Origin of the sequence: Bacillus sp. FJAT-42315 (genome assembly GCF_002797375.1) — a bacterium.
In the GTDB taxonomy this organism is placed as follows: Bacteria; Bacillota; Bacilli; order Bacillales; family Domibacillaceae; genus Bacillus_CE.
The window spans coordinates 1,046,544-1,065,078 of the sequence record NZ_KZ454941.1 but is presented as its reverse complement, the minus strand read 5'-3'; the positions used below and the strand labels follow the sequence as shown (position 1 = coordinate 1,065,078).

At 40.9% G+C, this 18,535-nt stretch carries 19 protein-coding genes; 11 read left to right on the top strand and 8 right to left on the bottom strand.

The window, feature by feature from the left end; all coding sequences use genetic code 11:
- Positions 1 to 255: 255 nt before the first annotated feature.
- Positions 256 to 1,260 (top strand): NAD(P)/FAD-dependent oxidoreductase, encoded by a 1,005-nt coding sequence (locus CEF22_RS04915; protein ID WP_100402001.1) that lies wholly within the window; start codon positions 256 to 258, stop codon positions 1,258 to 1,260.
- A gap of 372 nt (positions 1,261 to 1,632) precedes the next feature.
- Here CEF22_RS04915 and CEF22_RS04910 read toward each other — a convergent pair whose 3' ends face one another.
- On the bottom strand, positions 1,633 to 2,001 hold the full coding sequence (locus CEF22_RS04910) for a HesB/IscA family protein (RefSeq protein WP_442857356.1): 369 nt from the start codon (positions 1,999 to 2,001) through the stop codon (positions 1,633 to 1,635).
- A gap of 202 nt (positions 2,002 to 2,203) precedes the next feature.
- Here CEF22_RS04910 and CEF22_RS04905 point away from each other — a divergent pair, with 202 nt between their 5' ends.
- Positions 2,204 to 2,911: a DUF2225 domain-containing protein gene (locus tag CEF22_RS04905; RefSeq protein WP_095480355.1), complete on the top strand. Its 708-nt coding sequence runs from the start codon at positions 2,204 to 2,206 to the stop codon at positions 2,909 to 2,911.
- 35 nt (positions 2,912 to 2,946) lie between these two features.
- Here CEF22_RS04905 and CEF22_RS04900 read toward each other — a convergent pair whose 3' ends face one another.
- Complete coding sequence (locus CEF22_RS04900; protein ID WP_095480354.1) at positions 2,947 to 3,183, bottom strand: YuzB family protein; 237 nt, start codon at positions 3,181 to 3,183, stop codon at positions 2,947 to 2,949.
- 204 nt (positions 3,184 to 3,387) lie between these two features.
- Here CEF22_RS04900 and CEF22_RS04895 point away from each other — a divergent pair, with 204 nt between their 5' ends.
- From CEF22_RS04895 to CEF22_RS04870, 6 genes are all read left to right on the top strand, one after another.
- Entirely contained in the window at positions 3,388 to 4,455 is a 1,068-nt protein-coding gene (locus CEF22_RS04895; protein ID WP_100402000.1) for an NAD(P)/FAD-dependent oxidoreductase, read from the top strand.
- A gap of 196 nt (positions 4,456 to 4,651) precedes the next feature.
- Complete coding sequence (locus CEF22_RS19085) at positions 4,652 to 4,978, top strand: spore germination protein (protein WP_100401999.1); 327 nt, start codon at positions 4,652 to 4,654, stop codon at positions 4,976 to 4,978.
- 15 nt (positions 4,979 to 4,993) lie between these two features.
- Positions 4,994 to 6,082: a GerAB/ArcD/ProY family transporter gene (locus CEF22_RS04885; RefSeq protein WP_100401998.1), complete on the top strand. Its 1,089-nt coding sequence runs from the start codon at positions 4,994 to 4,996 to the stop codon at positions 6,080 to 6,082.
- A 26-nt stretch (positions 6,083 to 6,108) separates the two neighbouring features.
- On the top strand, positions 6,109 to 7,599 hold the full coding sequence (locus CEF22_RS04880; protein ID WP_332849162.1) for a spore germination protein: 1,491 nt from the start codon (positions 6,109 to 6,111) through the stop codon (positions 7,597 to 7,599).
- Between the two features lie 22 nt (positions 7,600 to 7,621).
- On the top strand, positions 7,622 to 8,713 hold the full coding sequence (locus CEF22_RS04875; protein ID WP_100401996.1) for a GerAB/ArcD/ProY family transporter: 1,092 nt from the start codon (positions 7,622 to 7,624) through the stop codon (positions 8,711 to 8,713).
- Positions 8,710 to 9,789: a Ger(x)C family spore germination protein gene (locus CEF22_RS04870; RefSeq protein ID WP_100401995.1), complete on the top strand. Its 1,080-nt coding sequence runs from the start codon at positions 8,710 to 8,712 to the stop codon at positions 9,787 to 9,789. Before CEF22_RS04875 ends, CEF22_RS04870 begins: the two co-directional genes overlap by 4 nt.
- A 78-nt stretch (positions 9,790 to 9,867) precedes the next feature.
- On the opposite strand, the gene CEF22_RS04865 is transcribed toward CEF22_RS04870, so the two are convergent.
- The 4 genes from CEF22_RS04865 to CEF22_RS04850 all read right to left on the bottom strand — a co-directional run bounded on the left by CEF22_RS04865 (position 9,868) and on the right by CEF22_RS04850 (position 14,621).
- Positions 9,868 to 11,277, bottom strand: coding sequence for an NAD-dependent succinate-semialdehyde dehydrogenase (locus tag CEF22_RS04865; protein WP_198508093.1), 1,410 nt, complete (start codon positions 11,275 to 11,277; stop codon positions 9,868 to 9,870).
- 50 nt (positions 11,278 to 11,327) lie between these two features.
- Positions 11,328 to 12,686: a sigma-54 interaction domain-containing protein gene (locus CEF22_RS04860; RefSeq protein WP_100401993.1), complete on the bottom strand. Its 1,359-nt coding sequence runs from the start codon at positions 12,684 to 12,686 to the stop codon at positions 11,328 to 11,330.
- A 73-nt stretch (positions 12,687 to 12,759) separates the two neighbouring features.
- Positions 12,760 to 14,118: a 4-aminobutyrate--2-oxoglutarate transaminase gene (gene gabT / locus CEF22_RS04855; RefSeq protein ID WP_442857355.1), complete on the bottom strand. Its 1,359-nt coding sequence runs from the start codon at positions 14,116 to 14,118 to the stop codon at positions 12,760 to 12,762.
- Positions 14,119 to 14,285: 167 nt separating this feature from the next.
- Positions 14,286 to 14,621, bottom strand: a complete 336-nt coding sequence (locus tag CEF22_RS04850; RefSeq protein WP_100401991.1) for a YuzD family protein — start codon at positions 14,619 to 14,621, stop codon at positions 14,286 to 14,288.
- 79 nt (positions 14,622 to 14,700) lie between these two features.
- Here CEF22_RS04850 and CEF22_RS04845 point away from each other — a divergent pair, with 79 nt between their 5' ends.
- On the top strand, positions 14,701 to 14,997 hold the full coding sequence (locus tag CEF22_RS04845; RefSeq protein WP_439166639.1) for a NifU family protein: 297 nt from the start codon (positions 14,701 to 14,703) through the stop codon (positions 14,995 to 14,997).
- Between the two features lie 158 nt (positions 14,998 to 15,155).
- Here CEF22_RS04845 and CEF22_RS04840 read toward each other — a convergent pair whose 3' ends face one another.
- The gene (locus CEF22_RS04840) at positions 15,156 to 16,142 is read right to left on the bottom strand and encodes a 2-hydroxyacid dehydrogenase (protein WP_100401990.1); all 987 of its coding nucleotides are present in this window, start codon (positions 16,140 to 16,142) and stop codon (positions 15,156 to 15,158) included.
- Between the two features lie 54 nt (positions 16,143 to 16,196).
- Positions 16,197 to 17,192 carry a spore coat putative kinase YutH gene (gene yutH / locus CEF22_RS04835; RefSeq protein WP_157843172.1) on the bottom strand — a complete coding sequence of 332 codons (996 nt, stop codon included), beginning with the start codon at positions 17,190 to 17,192 and terminating at the stop codon, positions 16,197 to 16,199.
- A gap of 135 nt (positions 17,193 to 17,327) precedes the next feature.
- On the opposite strand from yutH, the gene CEF22_RS04830 reads away from it, so the two are divergent.
- A complete protein-coding gene (locus CEF22_RS04830) occupies positions 17,328 to 17,810 on the top strand; it encodes a phosphatidylglycerophosphatase A family protein (RefSeq protein WP_232726176.1) in 483 nt (160 codons plus the stop codon).
- On the top strand, positions 17,807 to 17,953 hold the full coding sequence (locus CEF22_RS18455) for a hypothetical protein (RefSeq protein WP_157843171.1): 147 nt from the start codon (positions 17,807 to 17,809) through the stop codon (positions 17,951 to 17,953). The genes CEF22_RS04830 and CEF22_RS18455 overlap by 4 nt, the downstream gene beginning before the upstream one ends.
- The last annotated feature ends 582 nt before the right edge of the window (positions 17,954 to 18,535 follow it).

Genomic DNA, 18,535 nt, shown 5'->3' with positions numbered 1-18,535 from the left:
AAATTATTCACGAATACATGCAAAAAAATACGGTTAAAAAAATCGTCACAAAATCTTAATATTTGCATATCCACTTCAATAATATGCTTTTTGCCATTCTTTTTCAAGATGTTTAATCGAAATAATTTATTTGTTTTTCACCCAGAAAAAAATTGATTCAATCAAAGTGTCTTTACGTGTGCATGAAACAGAATTTCGGTATGATAAGTGAAAGGAAAAGAAAGACCATTTTCTGTTTTCAAGGAGGGGTTTTGAATGAATCATGATCAACAAGTATTCGACATTACCATTATTGGAGGCGGGCCTGCCGGACTATTCACCGCTTTTTACGGAGGGATGCGCCAAGCATCGGTCAAAATCATTGAAAGCTTACCACAACTAGGAGGACAGCTTTCAACACTCTATCCAGAAAAATACATTTACGATGTCGCTGGCTTCCCTAAAGTTCGAGCACAAGAGCTGGTGGACCGCCTAGTCGAACAAATGGAGCCATTTTCTCCGACTATTTGCTTAGGTCAGTCTGTGCAAACACTCGAAAAATTAGCAGATGGGACATTCAAATTAACAACCGATCAAGATATCCATTTCACGAAAACGATCATCATCACTGCGGGCAACGGCGCTTTTCAACCACGAAAATTAGAACTTCCGAATGCCACCACCTATGAAAAAACGAACCTTCATTACTTCATCACAGACCTTGAACAATTTAAAGACCGACATATCGCCATTTGCGGAGGCGGCGATTCAGCTGTCGATTGGGCGCTTATGCTTGAACCGATTGCCAAACGCGTGTCCATTATCCATCGCCGTGACAAATTTAGAGCTCATGAGCATAGTGTCGAACAGCTTCGTGCTTCTACCGTCAACATGATGACGCCTTATGTACCAAGCAGTCTCGTCGAGGAAGATGGCCGAATTGGGGCGCTTAAATTAACGAAAGTGGACACCGATCGCGAGGAAATTCTTCCTGTTGATGATGTCATCGTCAATTTCGGCTTTGTCTCTTCACTCGGTCCGATTAAAGATTGGGGGCTTACCATTGTCAAAAACAGCATTGTCGTCAATTCCAAAATGGAAACTAATCTAGAAGGTGTGTACGCAGCTGGTGATATTTGTACATACGACGGCAAAGTCAAGCTCATTGCATCCGGCTTTGGTGAAGCACCAACGGCCGTCAACAATGCCAAAGCCTATCTCGACCCGAAAGCACGCGTCCAACCGCTCCACAGCACTTCTTTATTCGAACAGAAAAAATAATTATCTATTTAGTTAGAGGCTCCAACCTCTAGATTGGGGCCTTTAGTGAAGTTTCTTCGACTTTATTTGTGCTTTCTTCGACTTTCCGGGCGCTTCTTTGACCTTGTTTACGATTTCTTCGACTTTCCGGGCGCTTCTTCGACCTTATTTGCGATTTCTTCGACTTTCCGGGCGCTTCTTTGACCTTGTTTACGATTTCTTCGACTTTCCGGGCGCTTCTTTGACCCTGTTTACGATTTCTTCGACTTTCCGGGCGCTTCTTCGACCTTATTTGCGATTTCTTCGACTTTCCGAACAGTTCTTTGACTTTGCTGCTACTTTCTCAGCCCTAAACAAAAAACACTCCCTTTAAAGGAAGTGCTTGAAAAATATTTAGCAATTCTCTGGTTTTCCAGTATTTGTTGCTGTACGGAACGAAGACCCACAACCACATGAAGCAATCGCATTTGGATTTTCGATCGTGAAGCCGCCGCCCATCAAGGATTGTTTATAGTCAATAACGGTTCCTTTTAACACAGGAGCGCTGTCTTTATCGACAACAATATGGATACCATGTTGATCGAGTTCAACGTCACCTTCTTTAATTTCGTGATCAAACCCCATGCCATAAGACAAGCCGCTACAGCCGCCACCATGAACCGTCACACGAAGGTTAGCTCCCTCTTCTTCATTTTGTTTCATCATATCTTTTATTTGAAAAGCCGCTGCTTCAGTCACTATCACTACTTCAGTTTCTTTCAACAGAACCCCTCCATTCATTATTTTCTTATTATCTAGTATATACATCCGTAAATCCCTTCACAACCAAACTGCTCACTTCCAAAACACCCCCAATAAAAAGGTTAATAATACCTAGTCTTTTCACCTTAAAAATCAGCTATAATGAATGATATATAAGTATATAGACATATTTGAAAATTAATAATAATAGGAGGTAAATCACATGGACCAAATCTCTCCTTTTTATGAAAAACAACTAAAATGCCCCGTTTGCGAGGAAACATTTCAAACAACCAAGTTAAGAAGCCGCTTTGTGAAAGTGACTGGTCATGATACTGACTTAATGCCTATTTATGAGCAAGATAGCTGCAATCCATTATTTTACCATGTATTTGTGTGCTGCCATTGTGGGTATTCTTTCTCAGAGGAGTTTTCATCCTATTTCGCTCCCGGCTCTAAAAATAACGTCATCGAGCGAGTAAAGAGTCAATGGGTCTATCAAGACTACGGGAAAGAAAGAACAATTGTTGAAGCGATTAATAGCTATAAGCTCGCTCTTTATAGCGGTCTGCTTAAGAAAGAAAAGCACCTAACATTAGCCGGATTAGCTCTCCGCACTGCTTGGCTCTATCGTGAATTAGGGCGTCAAAAAGAAGAGTATCGCTTTATGATCATGGCAGCGAACCAATATATAGAAGCTTACGAGACAGAAGACCTTACAGGTAAACAAATGTCTGAAGTGAAAATATTATATTTAATCGCTGAGTTAAATCGTCGTACAGGTGATACAGAAACTGCCGTCTCTTATTTCTCTAAAGTCATTGAAAAACAACATATGTCTTCGGATAAAAAAATCGTCGACATGGCTCGGGATCGCTGGTACGAGATTCGCGAGGAAATGAAGCAGCCAAAAGAAGAAGCTACTGTTTAAAATAAAAAAACGGCCAGGACATGTCCTCGGCCGTTTTAAAACATCGGGTTTTCCTCTAAATACTCATAAATATTGTCAACAAGCTCCTCTGGCGTCTTTCCATCCACTGGCTCTCCATTCACAAGCGCGAACAAGCCTTCACTGCATCTTGTACAATAACTTAGGCAGCCATACTCAATTACATCTAGATTGACATCACGTTCTAATATTTCAAGCGCTTTTTGCGCACCATTCGCTAAATTGCTGACGCAAAACTCGATAATTGGCTTCATCCTTTTCCCACCTCTCGCCTCTATTTTACTATCTCTGCCGATGAGATTAAAGCAGAAAACTTTATCACGAAAATGTTTACTGTCTGTTGTGAAAATAATTAGTTTTCGATATACTCATTATGGCAGAATAAAAAATCGAGTTTTTTTGACAAGAATCCTGGGGATGTCAAAGAATTATATCATTCACAAAAGGGGATATTTCTTATGAAACATTTAGTGTTGCTTGGTGGCGGTTATGGAAATATGCGTGTGTTACTTAGGCTATTGCCTAATAATTTGCCGGAAGATGTCACCATTACTTTAGTAGATAAGGTACCTTATCATTGTTTAAAAACAGAATATTATGCACTCGCAGCAGGAACGATTTCCGATCATGAAGTGCGTGTTGCATTTCCAGAACATTCTCGACTTAATTTAGTTTTCGGAGCAGTGAAAGAAATTGACTTAGAAAATAAGTGTGTGGTGCTTGAAGATCAAGAGTCACTTCCATACGATGACCTAGTGATCGGCCTTGGCTGTGAAGATAAGTATCACGATGTGCCGGGAGCGGAACAATATACGCACAGCATTCAATCGATCGAAAAATCTCGTCATACGTATCAAACGCTGTCCAACATGCCAGCTCGTTCAAAAATAGGAATTGTTGGTGCTGGATTAAGTGGAATCGAGATTGCTAGCGAATTACGTGAAAGCCGTCCTGACCTTGACATTATTTTATTTGACCGCGGACCACGGATTTTGAAAGACTTCCCGGAACGCTTAAGTAAATATATTCATAATTGGTTTGTTGATCACGGTGTAACTGTCGTTAATAATGCCAATATTGTAAAAGTGGAACCAAAAGCAATCTATAATAATGAAGATGTATATGAAATGGATGCAGTTGTATGGACAGCAGGCATTCAACCAAACGTCGTCGTGCGTAACATGAATGTCGAAAAAGATTCATCAGGTCGCGTCACATTAAGTCCATATCATAACTTGCCGAACGATGAGCATGTCTATGTAGTTGGAGATTGCGCAAGCCTCCCTCATGCACCTAGTGCTCAATTGGCAGAAGAACAAGCCGAACAAATTGTTCAAGTCTTACAAAAACGCTGGAAAAACGAACCGCTTCCTGCAGAATTGCCAGAAATGAAATTAAAAGGTATCCTAGGCTCGCTAGGCAAAAAACAAGGATTCGGCTTCGTAGCTGACCGCGCTATCACCGGCCGCGTCGCAAGATTCCTAAAATCCGGTATCCTTTGGTTATACAAATATCATAATGGGTAAAACGAAAAGCGGAGCCGACTGTCCAGACACGACAAGCAAATGTTCTGACGTTGGAAAGGCGGTAGCCTTGTAAGCGGCAGGTTATTTGACTCGAGTGTCTAGGAGGCAGAGCTAGACAACATCGAAAAGCGGAAGGTGCTGTTTAGCAGCGTATGGACTGGAGCTATCCGCACGATGAATATAAATAAAAAAGCGATTGACTCTCAATGAGTTAGTCGTTTTTTTGTTATATCTTCTTCTCTTTTTGATCATACTAGACGTATTATTCCTTTTCATCCGCTTTCCTTTTTTTATTTTTGCTCAGCTTCTTAGGCTTGCAGGCATCGCGGTTTGCCGAGCTCTCCTCTTATTACATATGTTGAAGCTACCCTCACTTGGCCGACCGTTTCTGGAACCCCTTTTTCCAATGCGGAGAGGCAATTTAAAGGATGCTGATCAACAAATTCTGCAGCCAAACAAACTGAACGTTTCGAGAAACAGCCTCCATCTGAAAGTAACCGTGATATTGATGAATAATGATTAATCGGAGGTGAACCTAATGTTGCCGTTGCCCGATGAGAGGCATAAAGTGTCTCCTTATTTTGCTTTTTACATCGTGACATCTATGCAAATTGGTACTGGTATTTTCTCGTTTCAGCGCAATGTTGCCAAAACAGCTGGGCATGATGCTTGGATTGCTGTGATCCTGGCCGGACTATCGACTCATATTGTCTTATGGATGACTTACCAAATATTAAATAAAGGCCAAAATGATATTACCGTCATTCATCGAGAATTGTTTGGTAAGTGGATTGGCGGTTTACTTAGTTTAGTTTTAGTTTTGTATATACTATCTATTTGCGTAAATATGACTCGTGACTATATCCAAATTATCCAGATTTGGATGTTTCCTCAACTAGAAACGTGGTATATGGCACTTATTTTATTTGTGTTAGTGTACCTTTATGTATCTAGTGGATTTCGAGTGAATGTCGGTCTTTGCTTTCTTACGTTCATCATCACCCTTCCGTTACTTTTCATGTATTGGTTTCCACTAAAAGAAGCGAAAATATCTTATTTGTTACCTGTTTTGGATCACTCATGGACTGAAATTTTCGCTGGTTCTAAAGAAATGGCCTTGAGTTATTCGGCGTTTGAAGTGATTTTTTTCTGTTATCCTTTTTTAAAAAAAGCGGAAACCTCGCATAAATGGGCACAACTCGGAGTCGGATATACGATCTTCATTTATTTATTGACCATGATCGTTTCCTTGTTATACTTCAGCCATTGGCAATTATCTAACACCATTTGGGGCACGTTAACTTTATGGAAAGTCGTCGATTTACCTTTTCTTGAACGATTTGAATATGCTGGTCTCTCTATTTGGCTATTAGTCATTCTACCTAATATGTGTGTGTATACGTGGATAGCTACAAGAGGACTGAAACAATTATTTAGCATAAAACAAAAACATAGCATTATCCCGCTCGTGATTGCCTTGTTTTTCATCGTAATTTCATTCACCGACCGACAAAACATTAATCAACTAACTCACTTCACAGGGAATTTTGGGTTATATATTGCTTATGTATACATTCCATTTATTTACCTATTCCAGATTATTCGGGAGAAAATGAGGCGAAAATAATGATATGAAAGGAGATGAACGGTTTTTTGAAAAATCTATTTAAACGAAACCAATTATCTTTTAGAAAAACAGAATTTGGTCAATTGCTTATGCTTTGCGAAGAATCCAGTGATTTTCTTACGTTTCGTCTGCAAGACGATTCTCCTTTTTTTATTTCCTTTTATAAAACACTCATTAATCCGGATACAGTGCATCAAAACATTCTAGCCAAGCTTGCTGATAAAAAACTAACGGATTTACAAGCAATTAAAGAGAAATTACCAATTGAGGACTTAATCATAACAGCAAATATTACAGATATTAAAGATAAATTGATGAAGGGTCATGTTGTTTTTCATGAAAAACAACAAAGTTCTGCTTGTCTTTTAGTTCCCGCTTTAGCTTTGGAGAAAAGGCAAGTTGCTATCCCGGAAACAGAATATACGGTCATTGGTCCTAAAGAAGCTTTCGTTGAGGCGCTTGATACGAACGTCAATCTGGTACGAAAACGTCTGCCGATCCCTGAGCTACAAATGAAGGAAATGGTCGTTGGAACATTGTCTAAGACAAGGGTAAAGGTCGCCTATATTAAAGGAATTGCTAACGAAGAAAATATCAATACGGTCATTCAAAGAATTCAAGCGATTGAATACGACCACATTCCTGACAGCTCTTTTATCATGCAAATGATCACTGATAATAAAAACTCACTTTTCCCACAAATTATTGATACAGAGCGACCAGATCGAGTTGGAAGTGCTTTAGCTGAAGGAAAAATTGCCATTTTAGTAGATGGATCACCTCACGTCTTACTCGCACCAACAACGCTCATTGAATTTTTTTCTGCGTTTGAAGATTATTTTTATACGTGGAATGTCGCTTCCTTCTTTCGGTTAATTCGTGTGTTTGCGGTTATTTTCTCGGTGTTATCTACACCAGCTTATGTGGCCGTATTAACTTACCATTATGAAATGATTCCACAAGATTTGTTAAATACGCTAGTGTCTTCTCGAAGCGGTATTCCGTTTCCTCCTATATTAGAAGCACTTGTTTTGGAGCTAACGATTGAACTATTACGAGAAGCAGGAGCACGACTTCCGACAAAAGTTGGTCAAACGATCGGGATCGTTGGTGGGATTGTCATTGGAACAGCAGCCGTGCAAGCAGGACTAACGAGTAACGTACTATTAATTATCGTCGCGTTAAGTGCACTCGCTTCGTTCACAACGCCAATCTACCAAGTGAGTTATGCGATCCGCTTCATTCGATTTCCTTTTTTACTGTTTGCGCAATTTCTTGGTTTGCTGGGGATCACGGTTTGTTTAGCTTTTCTATTAATGCACATGCTTAACCTTTCTTCTCTAGGCCGACCATTTTTGGAACCGATTTTCCCATTGCGCCGAGCCGATTTAAAGGACGCCCTATTCCGACTTCCTTTTGACCAACAACGTATGCGTCCATTACAAGCAAGACCGGATCAGCCTGAACGCTTTGCTAAACAACCCCCGCCAAAACATGATCGTGACATTGATGAATAGTTGTTAATCGGAGGTGAATCGTGTGATACCATTACCAGCAGAAAGTCATAAAGTCTCTCCTTATTTCGCTTTTTACATCATTACTTCGATGCAAATCGGGGTGGGTGTGCTCGGATTTCAGCGTGCTGTTGCTAAAGCAACTGGTCATGATGCCTGGATTTCCGTAATCATCACCGGTCTATCTATCCACATTGTGTTATGGATGGCTTATCAAGTATTAAATAAAGGCAAAAATGATATTACTATCATTCATCGAGAGCTGTTCGGTAAGTGGATTGGTAGTATTTTGAGTATAGCTTTAATGCTGTATTTACTATCTCTTTGTATTACGATTGCCCGTGAATATATAGAAATCATTCAAATTTGGATGTTCCCTCAACTAGAAACATGGTATATGGCACTCATTTTATTTGCGCTAGTATACCTTTATGTCAGCAGTGGATTTCGAGTAAATGTTGGGCTTTGCTTGCTCACTTTCCTCATTACTTTACCTTTACTGTTAATGTATTGGTTTCCACTGAAAGAAGCTAACTTTTCTTATTTGCAGCCAGTTTTCGACCACTCACTAACTGACATCCTTGCTGGCTCAAAAGAAATGGCCTTTAGCTATGGAGGCTTTGAGACCCTTTTTTTCTTTTATCCTTTTCTAAAAAACGCCGAAAGTTCGCACAAATGGGCACAATATGGAATTGCATATAGCACCTTCATCTATTTATTCACTATGCTTGTGTCTCTCTTATATTTCAGTCATTGGCAATTATCGAATACTATTTGGGGCACGTTAACTTTATGGAAAGTAGTGAACTTGCCTTTTGTTGAACGATTCGAGTATGCGGGAATTGCGATTTGGTTATTAGTAATACTTCCGAATATGTGTTTATACACATGGGCGGCATCGCGAGGAATGAAGCAATTATTCAACATCAAACAAAAGCATGGGGTGATGATCCTTGTGATCTTGCTTTTTGTGGCGGTTGTTTCCTTGACAGATCGACAAGCCATTAATCAATTAATTACTTCCACAGGGAATGTTGGATTATATGTTTTCTATGGATACATCCCTTTCGTTTACTTTTTTCAAATGATAAGTGATAAATTGAGGAGAAAATCATGAAAAAAATATTATTTTGGAGCGCTTTAATTCTCATATTAGTCACCAATTATAAACTAGTCCCTATGATTCTTGAAGACACGCTGCATATTTCTGCTGTGGGCTATGACTTAGCCGAAGACGATCAGCTAAAAGCGACCGCTTCTGTTCCTTTCTTCCCACCTGGTGAAGATGTCACTCCAATGGATGTTACCTTTACTACTTCAGGAAATACGAGCTCTAATGTAAAACAGTTATTTCAAACAGAGGCGCAAAAACCTTTAAGTGCCGGTCGTTTAAATGATATTTTATATAGCAAAGATTTGGCCAAGAAAGGAATCTTCCATCTTGTTAAACCTTTTAGCCGTGACCCTAATATCGGCAGAGGAATTCACCTTGCGATTGTCACCAGTTCTACAGAAGAACTGTTGACATTTAAGTTTCCGAACGCTGTCCTTACTTCACGTTATTTATCTGATTTAATGGATCACGGTTTAAAAGATATTATTCCTGTCACGAACCTCCATTCCTTTTTATCTCAATATTATGGAGAAGGACAAGATCCATTTCTTCCATTATTAAATTTAAGAAAAAAGCACATTCAACTGAAAGGACTCGCTCTTTTTAAAGATGACCGCTATGTCGGCTCGCTTTCTTATAAAGACAGCTATTTATTCAAGTTGCTATACGAAAAGTCGAGTAATGGCACCTACAATGTAAAATTAGATAGTGGAAAGTACATGGCGATTGAAAACGTCTCCTCTAAAGTCAAATATCACATTACAGGCACAAAAGAGGAACCAAAAATAACCATTGAAATTTCCTTATTAGGCCAAATTATCGATGCTTCTGGAATATCTCTCAAAAAACCTAATGATGTAAAAAACCTCGAAGATCAATGGACAGAAAAAGTCACGCAACAATCTGAAGATGTAGTGAAAAAGCTACAAAAACTACAAATAGACCCACTAGGAATCGGAGAAAAAGTGCGGAGTAAACACCGAAACTTCAACATGAAACAGTGGCATGAACAATACCCTGAAACACCCATTAATGTTAAAATCAATGTGGAAATCATGGACACAGGAATCGTGGAATAATAAAGAAAAGCACAAGGCGCTGTCTAGCGACGTATGGACTGGAAAGAAAAAAGCATCCTCAACGGATGCTTTTTTTCATTATAGTCCTAATGAAATGTATTTGATTTCTAAATATTCCTCGATACCGTAATGACCGCCTTCACGACCTAAACCGCTTTCTTTATAGCCGCCAAATGGAGCTTGTGCCACAGATGGAAGACCATCATTTAAGCCGATAATTCCGTACTCTAGTCCTTCAGCAATGTCGATTGCTTCTGTAATATTATCGCTAAATACATAAGCAGCTAAGCCATACGGAGAGTTATTCGCACGTTCAATGACTTCTTCTGTCGTTTGATATGTTGTCACAGGAGCTAACGGGCCAAACGTCTCCTCGTTCATACAAAGCATATCATCCGTTACATTCGTAATGACCGTTGGCTCTACGAAATAGCCTTTTAAATTTTCGCTCACGTTGCCACCCGCAATAATGTTGGCACCTTTTTGTTTCGCATCTTCTAGCTGGCTCACGACTTTCGCCACTGCTTGCTCGTCAATTAATGGGCCAACTGTAATGCCCTCTTCTAAGCCGTTCCCCATTTTCAACTTCGCTACTTCTTGCTTGAAAGCTTCCGCAAACTCCGCTTCGATGGATTCATGAACGTATACGCGGTTTGCACATACACATGTTTGTCCCGCATTACGGAATTTAGAAGCGATTAAATTTTGCGCCGCTTTTTCAACATTGGCATTCGCTGTCACGATAAATGGTGCGTGTCCACCTAATTCAAATGATACTTTTTTCATCGTATCTGCTGCTCCGCGCATTAATAGCTTTCCTACTTCTGTTGAACCAGTGAAAGAGATTTTGCGAACGCGGCCATCTTTCATCCACGCCTCACCAATCGCTTTCGGATCACCTGTGACAAGGTTAATAACCCCTTTAGGAATGCCCGCTTCTTCCGCTAATTCGACTAAGCGAATCGCTGTCAATGGTGTTTGTTCAGCTGGCTTGATCACCGCTGTACAACCCGCTGCAAGTGCTGGTGCCACTTTTCTCGTAATCATTGCCGCTGGAAAATTCCAAGGCGTGATCGCCGCAATAACACCGACTGGCTCTTTTTGCACAAATAGACGCTTACGTGGATGAGAAGCTGGAATCGTTTCTCCGTAAATACGCTTTCCTTCTTCAGCATACCAAGAAATAAAGCTGTTCGCATAGCCTACTTCGCCAATCGCTTCTGGAAGTGGCTTTCCTTGCTCTTGAGTCATAATTTTGCCGATTTCTTCTTTATTCTCATCAACTAAGCGATACCACTCGTTTAAATAATGAGCACGTTCAAGAGCTGTTAGCTTTGACCATGTTTTAAGTGCTTCATATGCAGCTGTTGCAGCTTGCTCCGCTTCTTCTCTACCACCTTCTGGTACAGTGGCAATCACTTCATTGATCGCTGGATTGACAACTTCAATCTTCTTTTCATTGTCGATCCACTCACCATTAATATACATTTTCCAGTTTTTCATTTTTGCTCCCCCTTCTTGTTGCCGATCACAAATCTTTATTCCTCGTCCTCAACATATTTCTTTACTTTTCGAGCGGCTGAGGATTGACTAATTCCGAGTGCTTTTGCGATTTTATAAGTGGATGAAAATTTCCCATACGCTTCAACCACCATTTTCCGTTCTACTTCTTCCAGTATTTCTGGAAGAGTTGTCCCCTTCTCCGTTAATTCCTGCTGCACCATTTCAAGCGGCAAGTCATTTAACGTCACCACTTCATCATTCGTCACGACTAGCCGTTCGACCATATTTTCTAATTCGCGAATGTTCCCTCTCCATTCATAATTTAAAAAAGCATTTAATACTTTCGGAGAGAAATGAACATGGCTATTATATAGTTCATTGAAGTAATCGAGAAAATGGTAAGTTAACGGAATAATATCTTCTTCTCGTTCTCGTAATGGCGGGATATGAATCGGTACGACGTTTAAACGGTAGTATAAATCCCGTCTAAAACTCCCTTGCTCCGCCATTTTCTTCAGATCTTTATTCGTTGCGGCAATGATTCGCAAATTTAATGTAATCGGTTGACTCGCCCCGACAGGACGAATTTGTTTGTCCTGCAGCACATGAAGCAATTTTCCTTGCGCCGTTAATGGAAGCTCTCCCACTTCATCTAAAAAAAGAATCCCATTATTAGATAGCTCAATCAACCCTTTTTTACCTTCACGAAAAGCCCCAGTAAACGTACCACCTTCGTACCCAAATAACTCTGACTCAATTAATTGTTCAGGCAAAGCGGCACAATTAATTTCATTGAGTACTTGATCTTTTCGATCGCTTAATTGATGGATCGAACGAACGATTCTACTTTTTCCTACACCTGTTTCCCCGAGCAGCAAAACGGTCGAGTTGACTTTGGCAATTTTGCGTGCAAGCATCATCACTTTGCCCATTTGCTCACTTTTTGAAATCAGCCCCTCTACTTCGAGCGGCTCATTCAAATCTTTTTTATAGGTAGCAAGCTGGTCTTCCATTTCTTCGATCTTATTTCTGAGCTGAATAATCTCCGTCAAATCGCGAGAATAACTAATGACACTTTTTAAAGATCCATCTAGATTAAAAACCGGCCTTGTACGTACATGATAGTACCGGCCGGAATTAGACATTTGAAACAGCTCAATTGGCTGTTTTTTTTCGATTACTTGTGGTGTTGCTGATGGGTAGAAAAGCCCCATCTTCTCTAACTCTTTCACATGCTTACCGACTAAATCGCCAGCTGATTGCTCGTAGTTTTTTCGGCACGTCGAATTCACACGAGTAACGTACCCTTCGGCATCTGTCACCAAAATTTCATCGAAAGACGATTCGAAAATATCAAACAATTCTTCCCGTACAGAATCATGAGATGTAGTCATAGCAAACTTCCTCCCGACCATATTTCTCTCCATTATAGCAAAAATACAATCGGGAGATAAACTAGTTGCTCTATTAAGCTTGAACTGTTACTGCAGAAACTGCTACTTCAAATGCTTCTTCAAGAATCTCTAATCCTTCAGCTACTTGCTCATCTGTAATCACAAGTGGCATTAAGAAACGTAGAACGTTACCGTAAGCACCCGCGCTAATGATAAGTAATCCGCGATTGTTCGCTTCAGCGATGATTGCATTTGTTAATTCTTTGTTTGGCTCTTTTGTTGTACGGTCTTTAACAAGTTCAACTGCTACCATTGAACCTAGACCACGAATTTCACCGATTGCCTCATATTTTTCAGCTAATTGGCTTAAGCGATCCATCACTAGTTGACCTAAAACAGCGCCACGCTCGTTAATTTTTTCTTCTTCCATGATGTCGATCACCGCTAATGCTGCTGCACATCCAAGTGGGCTACCAGAATATGTTCCACCAAGCTCACCAGGAGCAGCTGCCTCCATCACTTCTTTGCGGCCGATTAAACCACTGATTGGCACACCAGCAGCCATTGATTTAGATACCGTCATTAAGTCAGGCACGATACCGAAATGCTCGATAGCAAATTGTTTACCTGTACGACCAAATCCAGTTTGAATTTCGTCAGCAATGAAAAGAATGCCGTGCTTTTTACAGATAGCGTATACTGCTTCGATGAATTTTTGTGGAGCTGGAATGAATCCACCTTCCCCTTGTACTGGCTCCATAATGACAGCTGCTACGCTTTCAGGAGCTACATCGTTCACGAAGAAATCTTCAAATTGGCTAATAACAGAGTCAACATATTGCTCTTCTGTTGTGCCTTCTGGACGACGGTAAGTGTAAGGGAATGGAGCTTTGTATACTTCTGGTGCAAATGGACCAAATTCATATTTATAAGGCTTTACTTTACTTGTCATTGTCATTGTTAACAATGTACGACCATGGTAGGCACGAGAGAAAGAAATAACGCCTGTACGTTTTGTATATTTACGAGCGACTTTCACCGCATTCTCAACTGCTTCTGCCCCACTGTTGAAAAGAATTGCTTGCTTTTCATGATCACCAGGTGCAAGGTCGATTAATTTTTCACATAGCTCAATGTATGGCTCATACATCATAACGTTAAATCCAGGGTGAATATATTCATCCACTTGTTTATGAATTGCTTCTTTAACTTTCGGATGGCAATGTCCAACGTTCATTGTACCAATTGCACCAACGAAATCGATAAATGTATTTCCATCTACGTCTGTAATTAAAGCGCCTTCTGCTTTAGCTGCAAAGCTAGGTACGCCGTTAGAAACACCTCGAACAACCGCCGCTTGTCTTCTTTCTAATAACGCTTTCGATTTTGGACCTGGTAGAGCACCAGTTACTTTAGCAAATTTTCTAGTCATGTTCATTTCTCCTTCTTTGCTTGTAGATTCATATTTATAAATGCAAAAAGCGTGCCAACTTCGAAAAGGGCAAAAAATCAATCTTTTTGGAATAAAGAGAATTTAAAAATAAGTCAAAAATGAATTGTATAAACCAAAAATGACTTAAAAAAGGTTGAGCGGATGGCTCAACCTTCTCGATCTTCACTTTGATATCCGTATTTCTCCATTTCAGCATAGACAGTCTTTAATTTCGGATTGCCTTCTCCAACAATTTCCCCTTCAACAAGCACAACCGGATAGAACATATCTTCTTCCACGACTCGCTCAGCAAATGCTTTTTTCTCTTCATCCTCCGGCGGTGAAAAAATATCAACATAACTAATCGAAAATGGCTGTTTCGGATATTTTCGTGAAATAGCCGCCTCTAGCCATTCATACGTTTCTTTAGAGGAAGGCAAATTGACACAACTCGCACAAAGTTGTTCCGTTCCATATACAACAATCTCTACAATATTTCCCATATAATCCCCTCACTGATTGAAGTTTCACTTTATTTTATCGAAAATCCATCAACTTCGATATGAAAATGTTTATCAATCAATGGATTTTTTTATTTATAATCATTATAATAAGAACAGTATGAGAAAGGAGTGGATTGAAATGGCTGATGAACAAATGCTTGCACAAGTACAAGAAGTCTTAGATAAATTACGTCCATTTTTACTTCGCGATGGCGGAGATTGTGAACTAGTTGATATAGAGGATGGCATCGTCAAGCTTCGCCTTCTAGGCGCATGCGGTAGCTGCCCAAGTTCAACAATCACACTAAAAGCCGGCATCGAGCGCGCATTGCTTGAAGAAGTTCCAGGCGTAGTAGAAGTAGAACAAGTATTTTAATGAACGAAAGTCCGCATATCAATCATGCGGGCTTTTTTATTGGAAGCGTTGAATCGTGCCAGAATTGAGCACGAAAAGTGTCGAATTAGGCGCATAACGACTCGAATCAGGCGCGCTCCACTACAAAAAACCCGAGCGCATCTCAGCTCGGGCATGATTTATTGTCTAAAGGTAAGTAATTCTTTGTTCACTAATGTTTTCGGAGGACGGTCTTCAAAGATGGCATCGAGATTGTCACAGCATGTTTCCATCATCGCGAGGCGTGTTTCTTTTGTTGCACTTCCGATATGAGGAAGCGCCACGACGTTTGACAGCTTGAGTAGTGGATGATCGGCACCAATTGGTTCTTTTTCAAACACATCCAATCCGGCTGCTGCGATGTCTCCGGCCTGCAAAGCGTCAAACAGTGCTTGCTCATTAATGATCGGTCCGCGACTAGCATTGATGAACATGGCATCTTTTTTCATTTTTTGGAATTGTTCTCGTTGAAACATCCCTTTCGTTTGCTCTGTTAGCGGAGCGAGACAAACAACGAAATCCGCCTCTTGTAATAGTTCATCCAATGAGCAGTAGCGTGCACCGAGCATTTCCTCTGCAACTTCATGACGAGTCCGATTATGATAAATGATTTCCATATCGAATCCAGCCGCTCTTTTCGCAACAACAGTCCCAATTTTGCCCATACCGACAATCCCAATCGTTTTATGATGGACATCCGTTCCGACTAATTGCATTGGCGACCAGCTCTTCCACTGGCCTTCTTTCACAAATTCGGCTGCTTCCACCATTCGCCGAGCCGTTGCAAGTAGCAAAGCAAAGGTTAAATCTGCCGTCGTATCTGTTAACACATCCGGCGTATTACAGATGGCCACCTGATACTTGCTAGCAGCTTGTAAGTCGACATTGTCGTAGCCAACAGCCATATTAGCAACTACTTTTAACCGCTCGGCTTGAGAAAATAATTCTTCATCTAGCTGATCCGAGATGACGGTTAATAAGGCATCCGCTTGCTTCACTTTTTCAAGTAACACATCACGTGGTACCTTCTCTTCTTCTTCCGGCCACATTTCTACTTCGTATTTCTCTAGTAACCTAGAAATAATTTCCTCAGGAAGTTTTCGGGTTACATACACAAACGGCTTCATTTCTCCACCTTCTTTCCGTATCCTAATCGCCCTTCCATTTTACCATATCTTCTGTCATTTTAACCAAGTTACGTTCGGAATTTTCAATCGATTAGCTGGAACGAAAGCTAATTCATAAAAAGAAGCAAGAAAATGCTCATACTCTGTTGTATTTTTCATATATTTCTCTAACTGTTCTTCTTTTTCTTTTTTCACTTGGAGAGACTGAGAGGAAAAATAAGTGCGACTGCAATCAAAGTAATGTGTAGGAAAGAGGAGACGAGCATAAATCAGTCGCCAGGAAAACGAGGATAGTCTCTCTTGTTGCTGATACTCTTGTAAAAACTGTTCAAAATTGGAGCGATAAAGAAGAGAGCCTTCCCAATAAGACGAACGAATCCATTCGGCTATATCACGTGCAGGGTGATCATACACCCAATCAAAAGGATGGTGAATAAAGTCGCGGTTAGCCCACAGCTTCGCGTGAAATGATTGATGACAAATGGTTCCATAATCTGTTATCCCTGGAGTTTCATCCATTTCGGTATCCACAACATATTGAATTGCATTTTCGGCGAGCCCCATATAATAAGGAAAGCTATCAATCATCATCGTCGCAAATTCACCATCTACTCCCTTCTCAATCAACCCGCTAATTGATTTTTCTAGCTGATCCATCTCCTGCTCCCAACGCTCGCGCCACAATCCCAATCGACTTGTCGTCTTCATCTCATTTGTCAAGGTTCGCCCTCGACGATGAAACCTAGCGAGTTTCTTACCTATCGCTTGGGATCGAGAGTGGACTTGCGTGCTCCCGAGAACGACCACATCTTTTTTGTCTTCTGTGATTAAAAAAGCACCGGTAACTGACGGAATAAAGACAGCCACTTTCCGATCACCTCGACTCATGAGATGCTGAGACATTTGATGGAGCTCTAATAAATATTCCTGTTCCATATTAGTCACATCAACAATAGAATAAAGAAACCCCTCACTTTCATAATAGCGTCCGTTCACCATTCGATCCGATGTAATACGAAAATGTTCCTTTAACAATGCTTTTCCATCCATGCTAGCTCCCCCTTTTTTCATATTTTTTGCAGGATTATTTCCAATTTATCTGGAAATATAAATAGTAAAGAGAATATCTGATACTAACATATTAGAGAAAAAGGTGATTGTATGACTATCGATGACAAACACGTAATGAGCATGTCTGAAAAAACTGCGCGACGCCAATTAGCTGAACGTGGCGTAACTATGGATCACATTGCCGAGCTCGTATTGTTTTTACAAAAGAAATATCACCCTAACTTAGAGCTTGAAGAATGCAAAGCAAATATCGAACACGTCTTAAAAAAGCGAGAAGTACAAAATGCGATCATCACAGGTATCCAACTAGATGTATTAGCAGAAAAAGGCCTGCTAGATGAGCCGTTGCAAACCATTATCTCTACCGACGAAAGCTTATACGGGGTGGATGAAACCCTCGCTTTAGCCATCATCAACGTATACGGTTCCATCGGCTTCACAAACTACGGATACATCGACAAAGAAAAACCAGGTATTTTACAATATTTAAACGATAAATCACACGGCAAAGTCCACACCTTCCTAGATGACATCGTCGGCGCCATAGCCGCTGCAGCCTCCAGCCGCCTAGCCCACAAAGCAGCACAGACAGAGTGAAATGCGGAAGGCGCTGGTCAGCGGCGTATGGACTGGAGCGAGCCGATCGAGATAAAGGAAACACGATGAACGATAGTGAATCGATGTTGACTTATCGCAAGGAGGAGCGTGGAAGTACACTAGCCACTAGCGCCTGGAGCTAGACACAGAAATGCGGAAGGCGCTGGTCAGCGGCGTATGGACTGGAGCGAGCCGATCGAGATAAAGGAAACACGATGAACGATAGTGAATCGATGTTGACTTATCGCAAGGAGGAGCGTGGAAGTACACTAGCCACTAGCGCCTGGAGCTAGACACAGAAATGCGGAAGGCGCTGGTCAGCGGCGTATGGACTGGAACGAGCCGATCGAGATAAAGGAAACACGATGAACGATAGTGAATCGATGTTGACTTATCGCAAGGAGGAGCGTGGAAGTACACTAGCCACTAGCGCCTGGAGCTAGACACAGAAATGCGGAAGGCGCTGGTCAGCGGCGTATGGACTGGAACGAGCCGATCGAGATAAAGGAAACACGATGAACGATAGTGAATCGATGTTGACTTATCGCAAGGAGGAACGTGGAAGTACACTAGCCGCTAGCGCCTGGAACTGGACAATGTAGAAATGCGGAGCCGACTGTTCAGACACGACAAGCAAATGATCGGCAACATTGAAGAAACTTCTCACAACGTCGAAGAAAGACCTAGAACCCCAACAAAAAAGCGTCCTTTAAGTGCTAACCACT

Excerpts from the sequence above, each read along its gene's own strand:
- CEF22_RS04870 (WP_100401995.1), top strand. The coding sequence starts at position 8,710 with ATGAAAAAAATATTATTTTGGAGCGCTTTAATTCTCATATTAGTCACC.
- CEF22_RS04885 (WP_100401998.1), top strand. The coding sequence starts at position 4,994 with ATGTTGCCGTTGCCCGATGAGAGGCATAAAGTGTCTCCTTATTTTGCT.
- CEF22_RS04850 (WP_100401991.1), bottom strand. The coding sequence starts at position 14,621 with ATGGGAAATATTGTAGAGATTGTTGTATATGGAACGGAACAACTTTGT.
- CEF22_RS04845 (WP_439166639.1), top strand. The coding sequence starts at position 14,701 with ATGGATTTTTTTATTTATAATCATTATAATAAGAACAGTATGAGAAAG.
- yutH (WP_157843172.1), bottom strand. The coding sequence starts at position 17,192 with ATGGATGGAAAAGCATTGTTAAAGGAACATTTTCGTATTACATCGGAT.
- CEF22_RS04905 (WP_095480355.1), top strand. The coding sequence starts at position 2,204 with ATGGACCAAATCTCTCCTTTTTATGAAAAACAACTAAAATGCCCCGTT.
- CEF22_RS04900 (WP_095480354.1), bottom strand. The coding sequence starts at position 3,183 with ATGAAGCCAATTATCGAGTTTTGCGTCAGCAATTTAGCGAATGGTGCG.
- gabT (WP_442857355.1), bottom strand. The coding sequence starts at position 14,118 with ATGACTAGAAAATTTGCTAAAGTAACTGGTGCTCTACCAGGTCCAAAA.
- CEF22_RS04840 (WP_100401990.1), bottom strand. The coding sequence starts at position 16,142 with ATGAAGCCGTTTGTGTATGTAACCCGAAAACTTCCTGAGGAAATTATT.
- CEF22_RS04895 (WP_100402000.1), top strand. The coding sequence starts at position 3,388 with ATGAAACATTTAGTGTTGCTTGGTGGCGGTTATGGAAATATGCGTGTG.
- CEF22_RS04865 (WP_198508093.1), bottom strand. The coding sequence starts at position 11,277 with ATGTATATTAATGGTGAGTGGATCGACAATGAAAAGAAGATTGAAGTT.
- CEF22_RS04915 (WP_100402001.1), top strand. The coding sequence starts at position 256 with ATGAATCATGATCAACAAGTATTCGACATTACCATTATTGGAGGCGGG.
- CEF22_RS04830 (WP_232726176.1), top strand. The coding sequence starts at position 17,328 with ATGAGCATGTCTGAAAAAACTGCGCGACGCCAATTAGCTGAACGTGGC.
- CEF22_RS04860 (WP_100401993.1), bottom strand. The coding sequence starts at position 12,686 with ATGACTACATCTCATGATTCTGTACGGGAAGAATTGTTTGATATTTTC.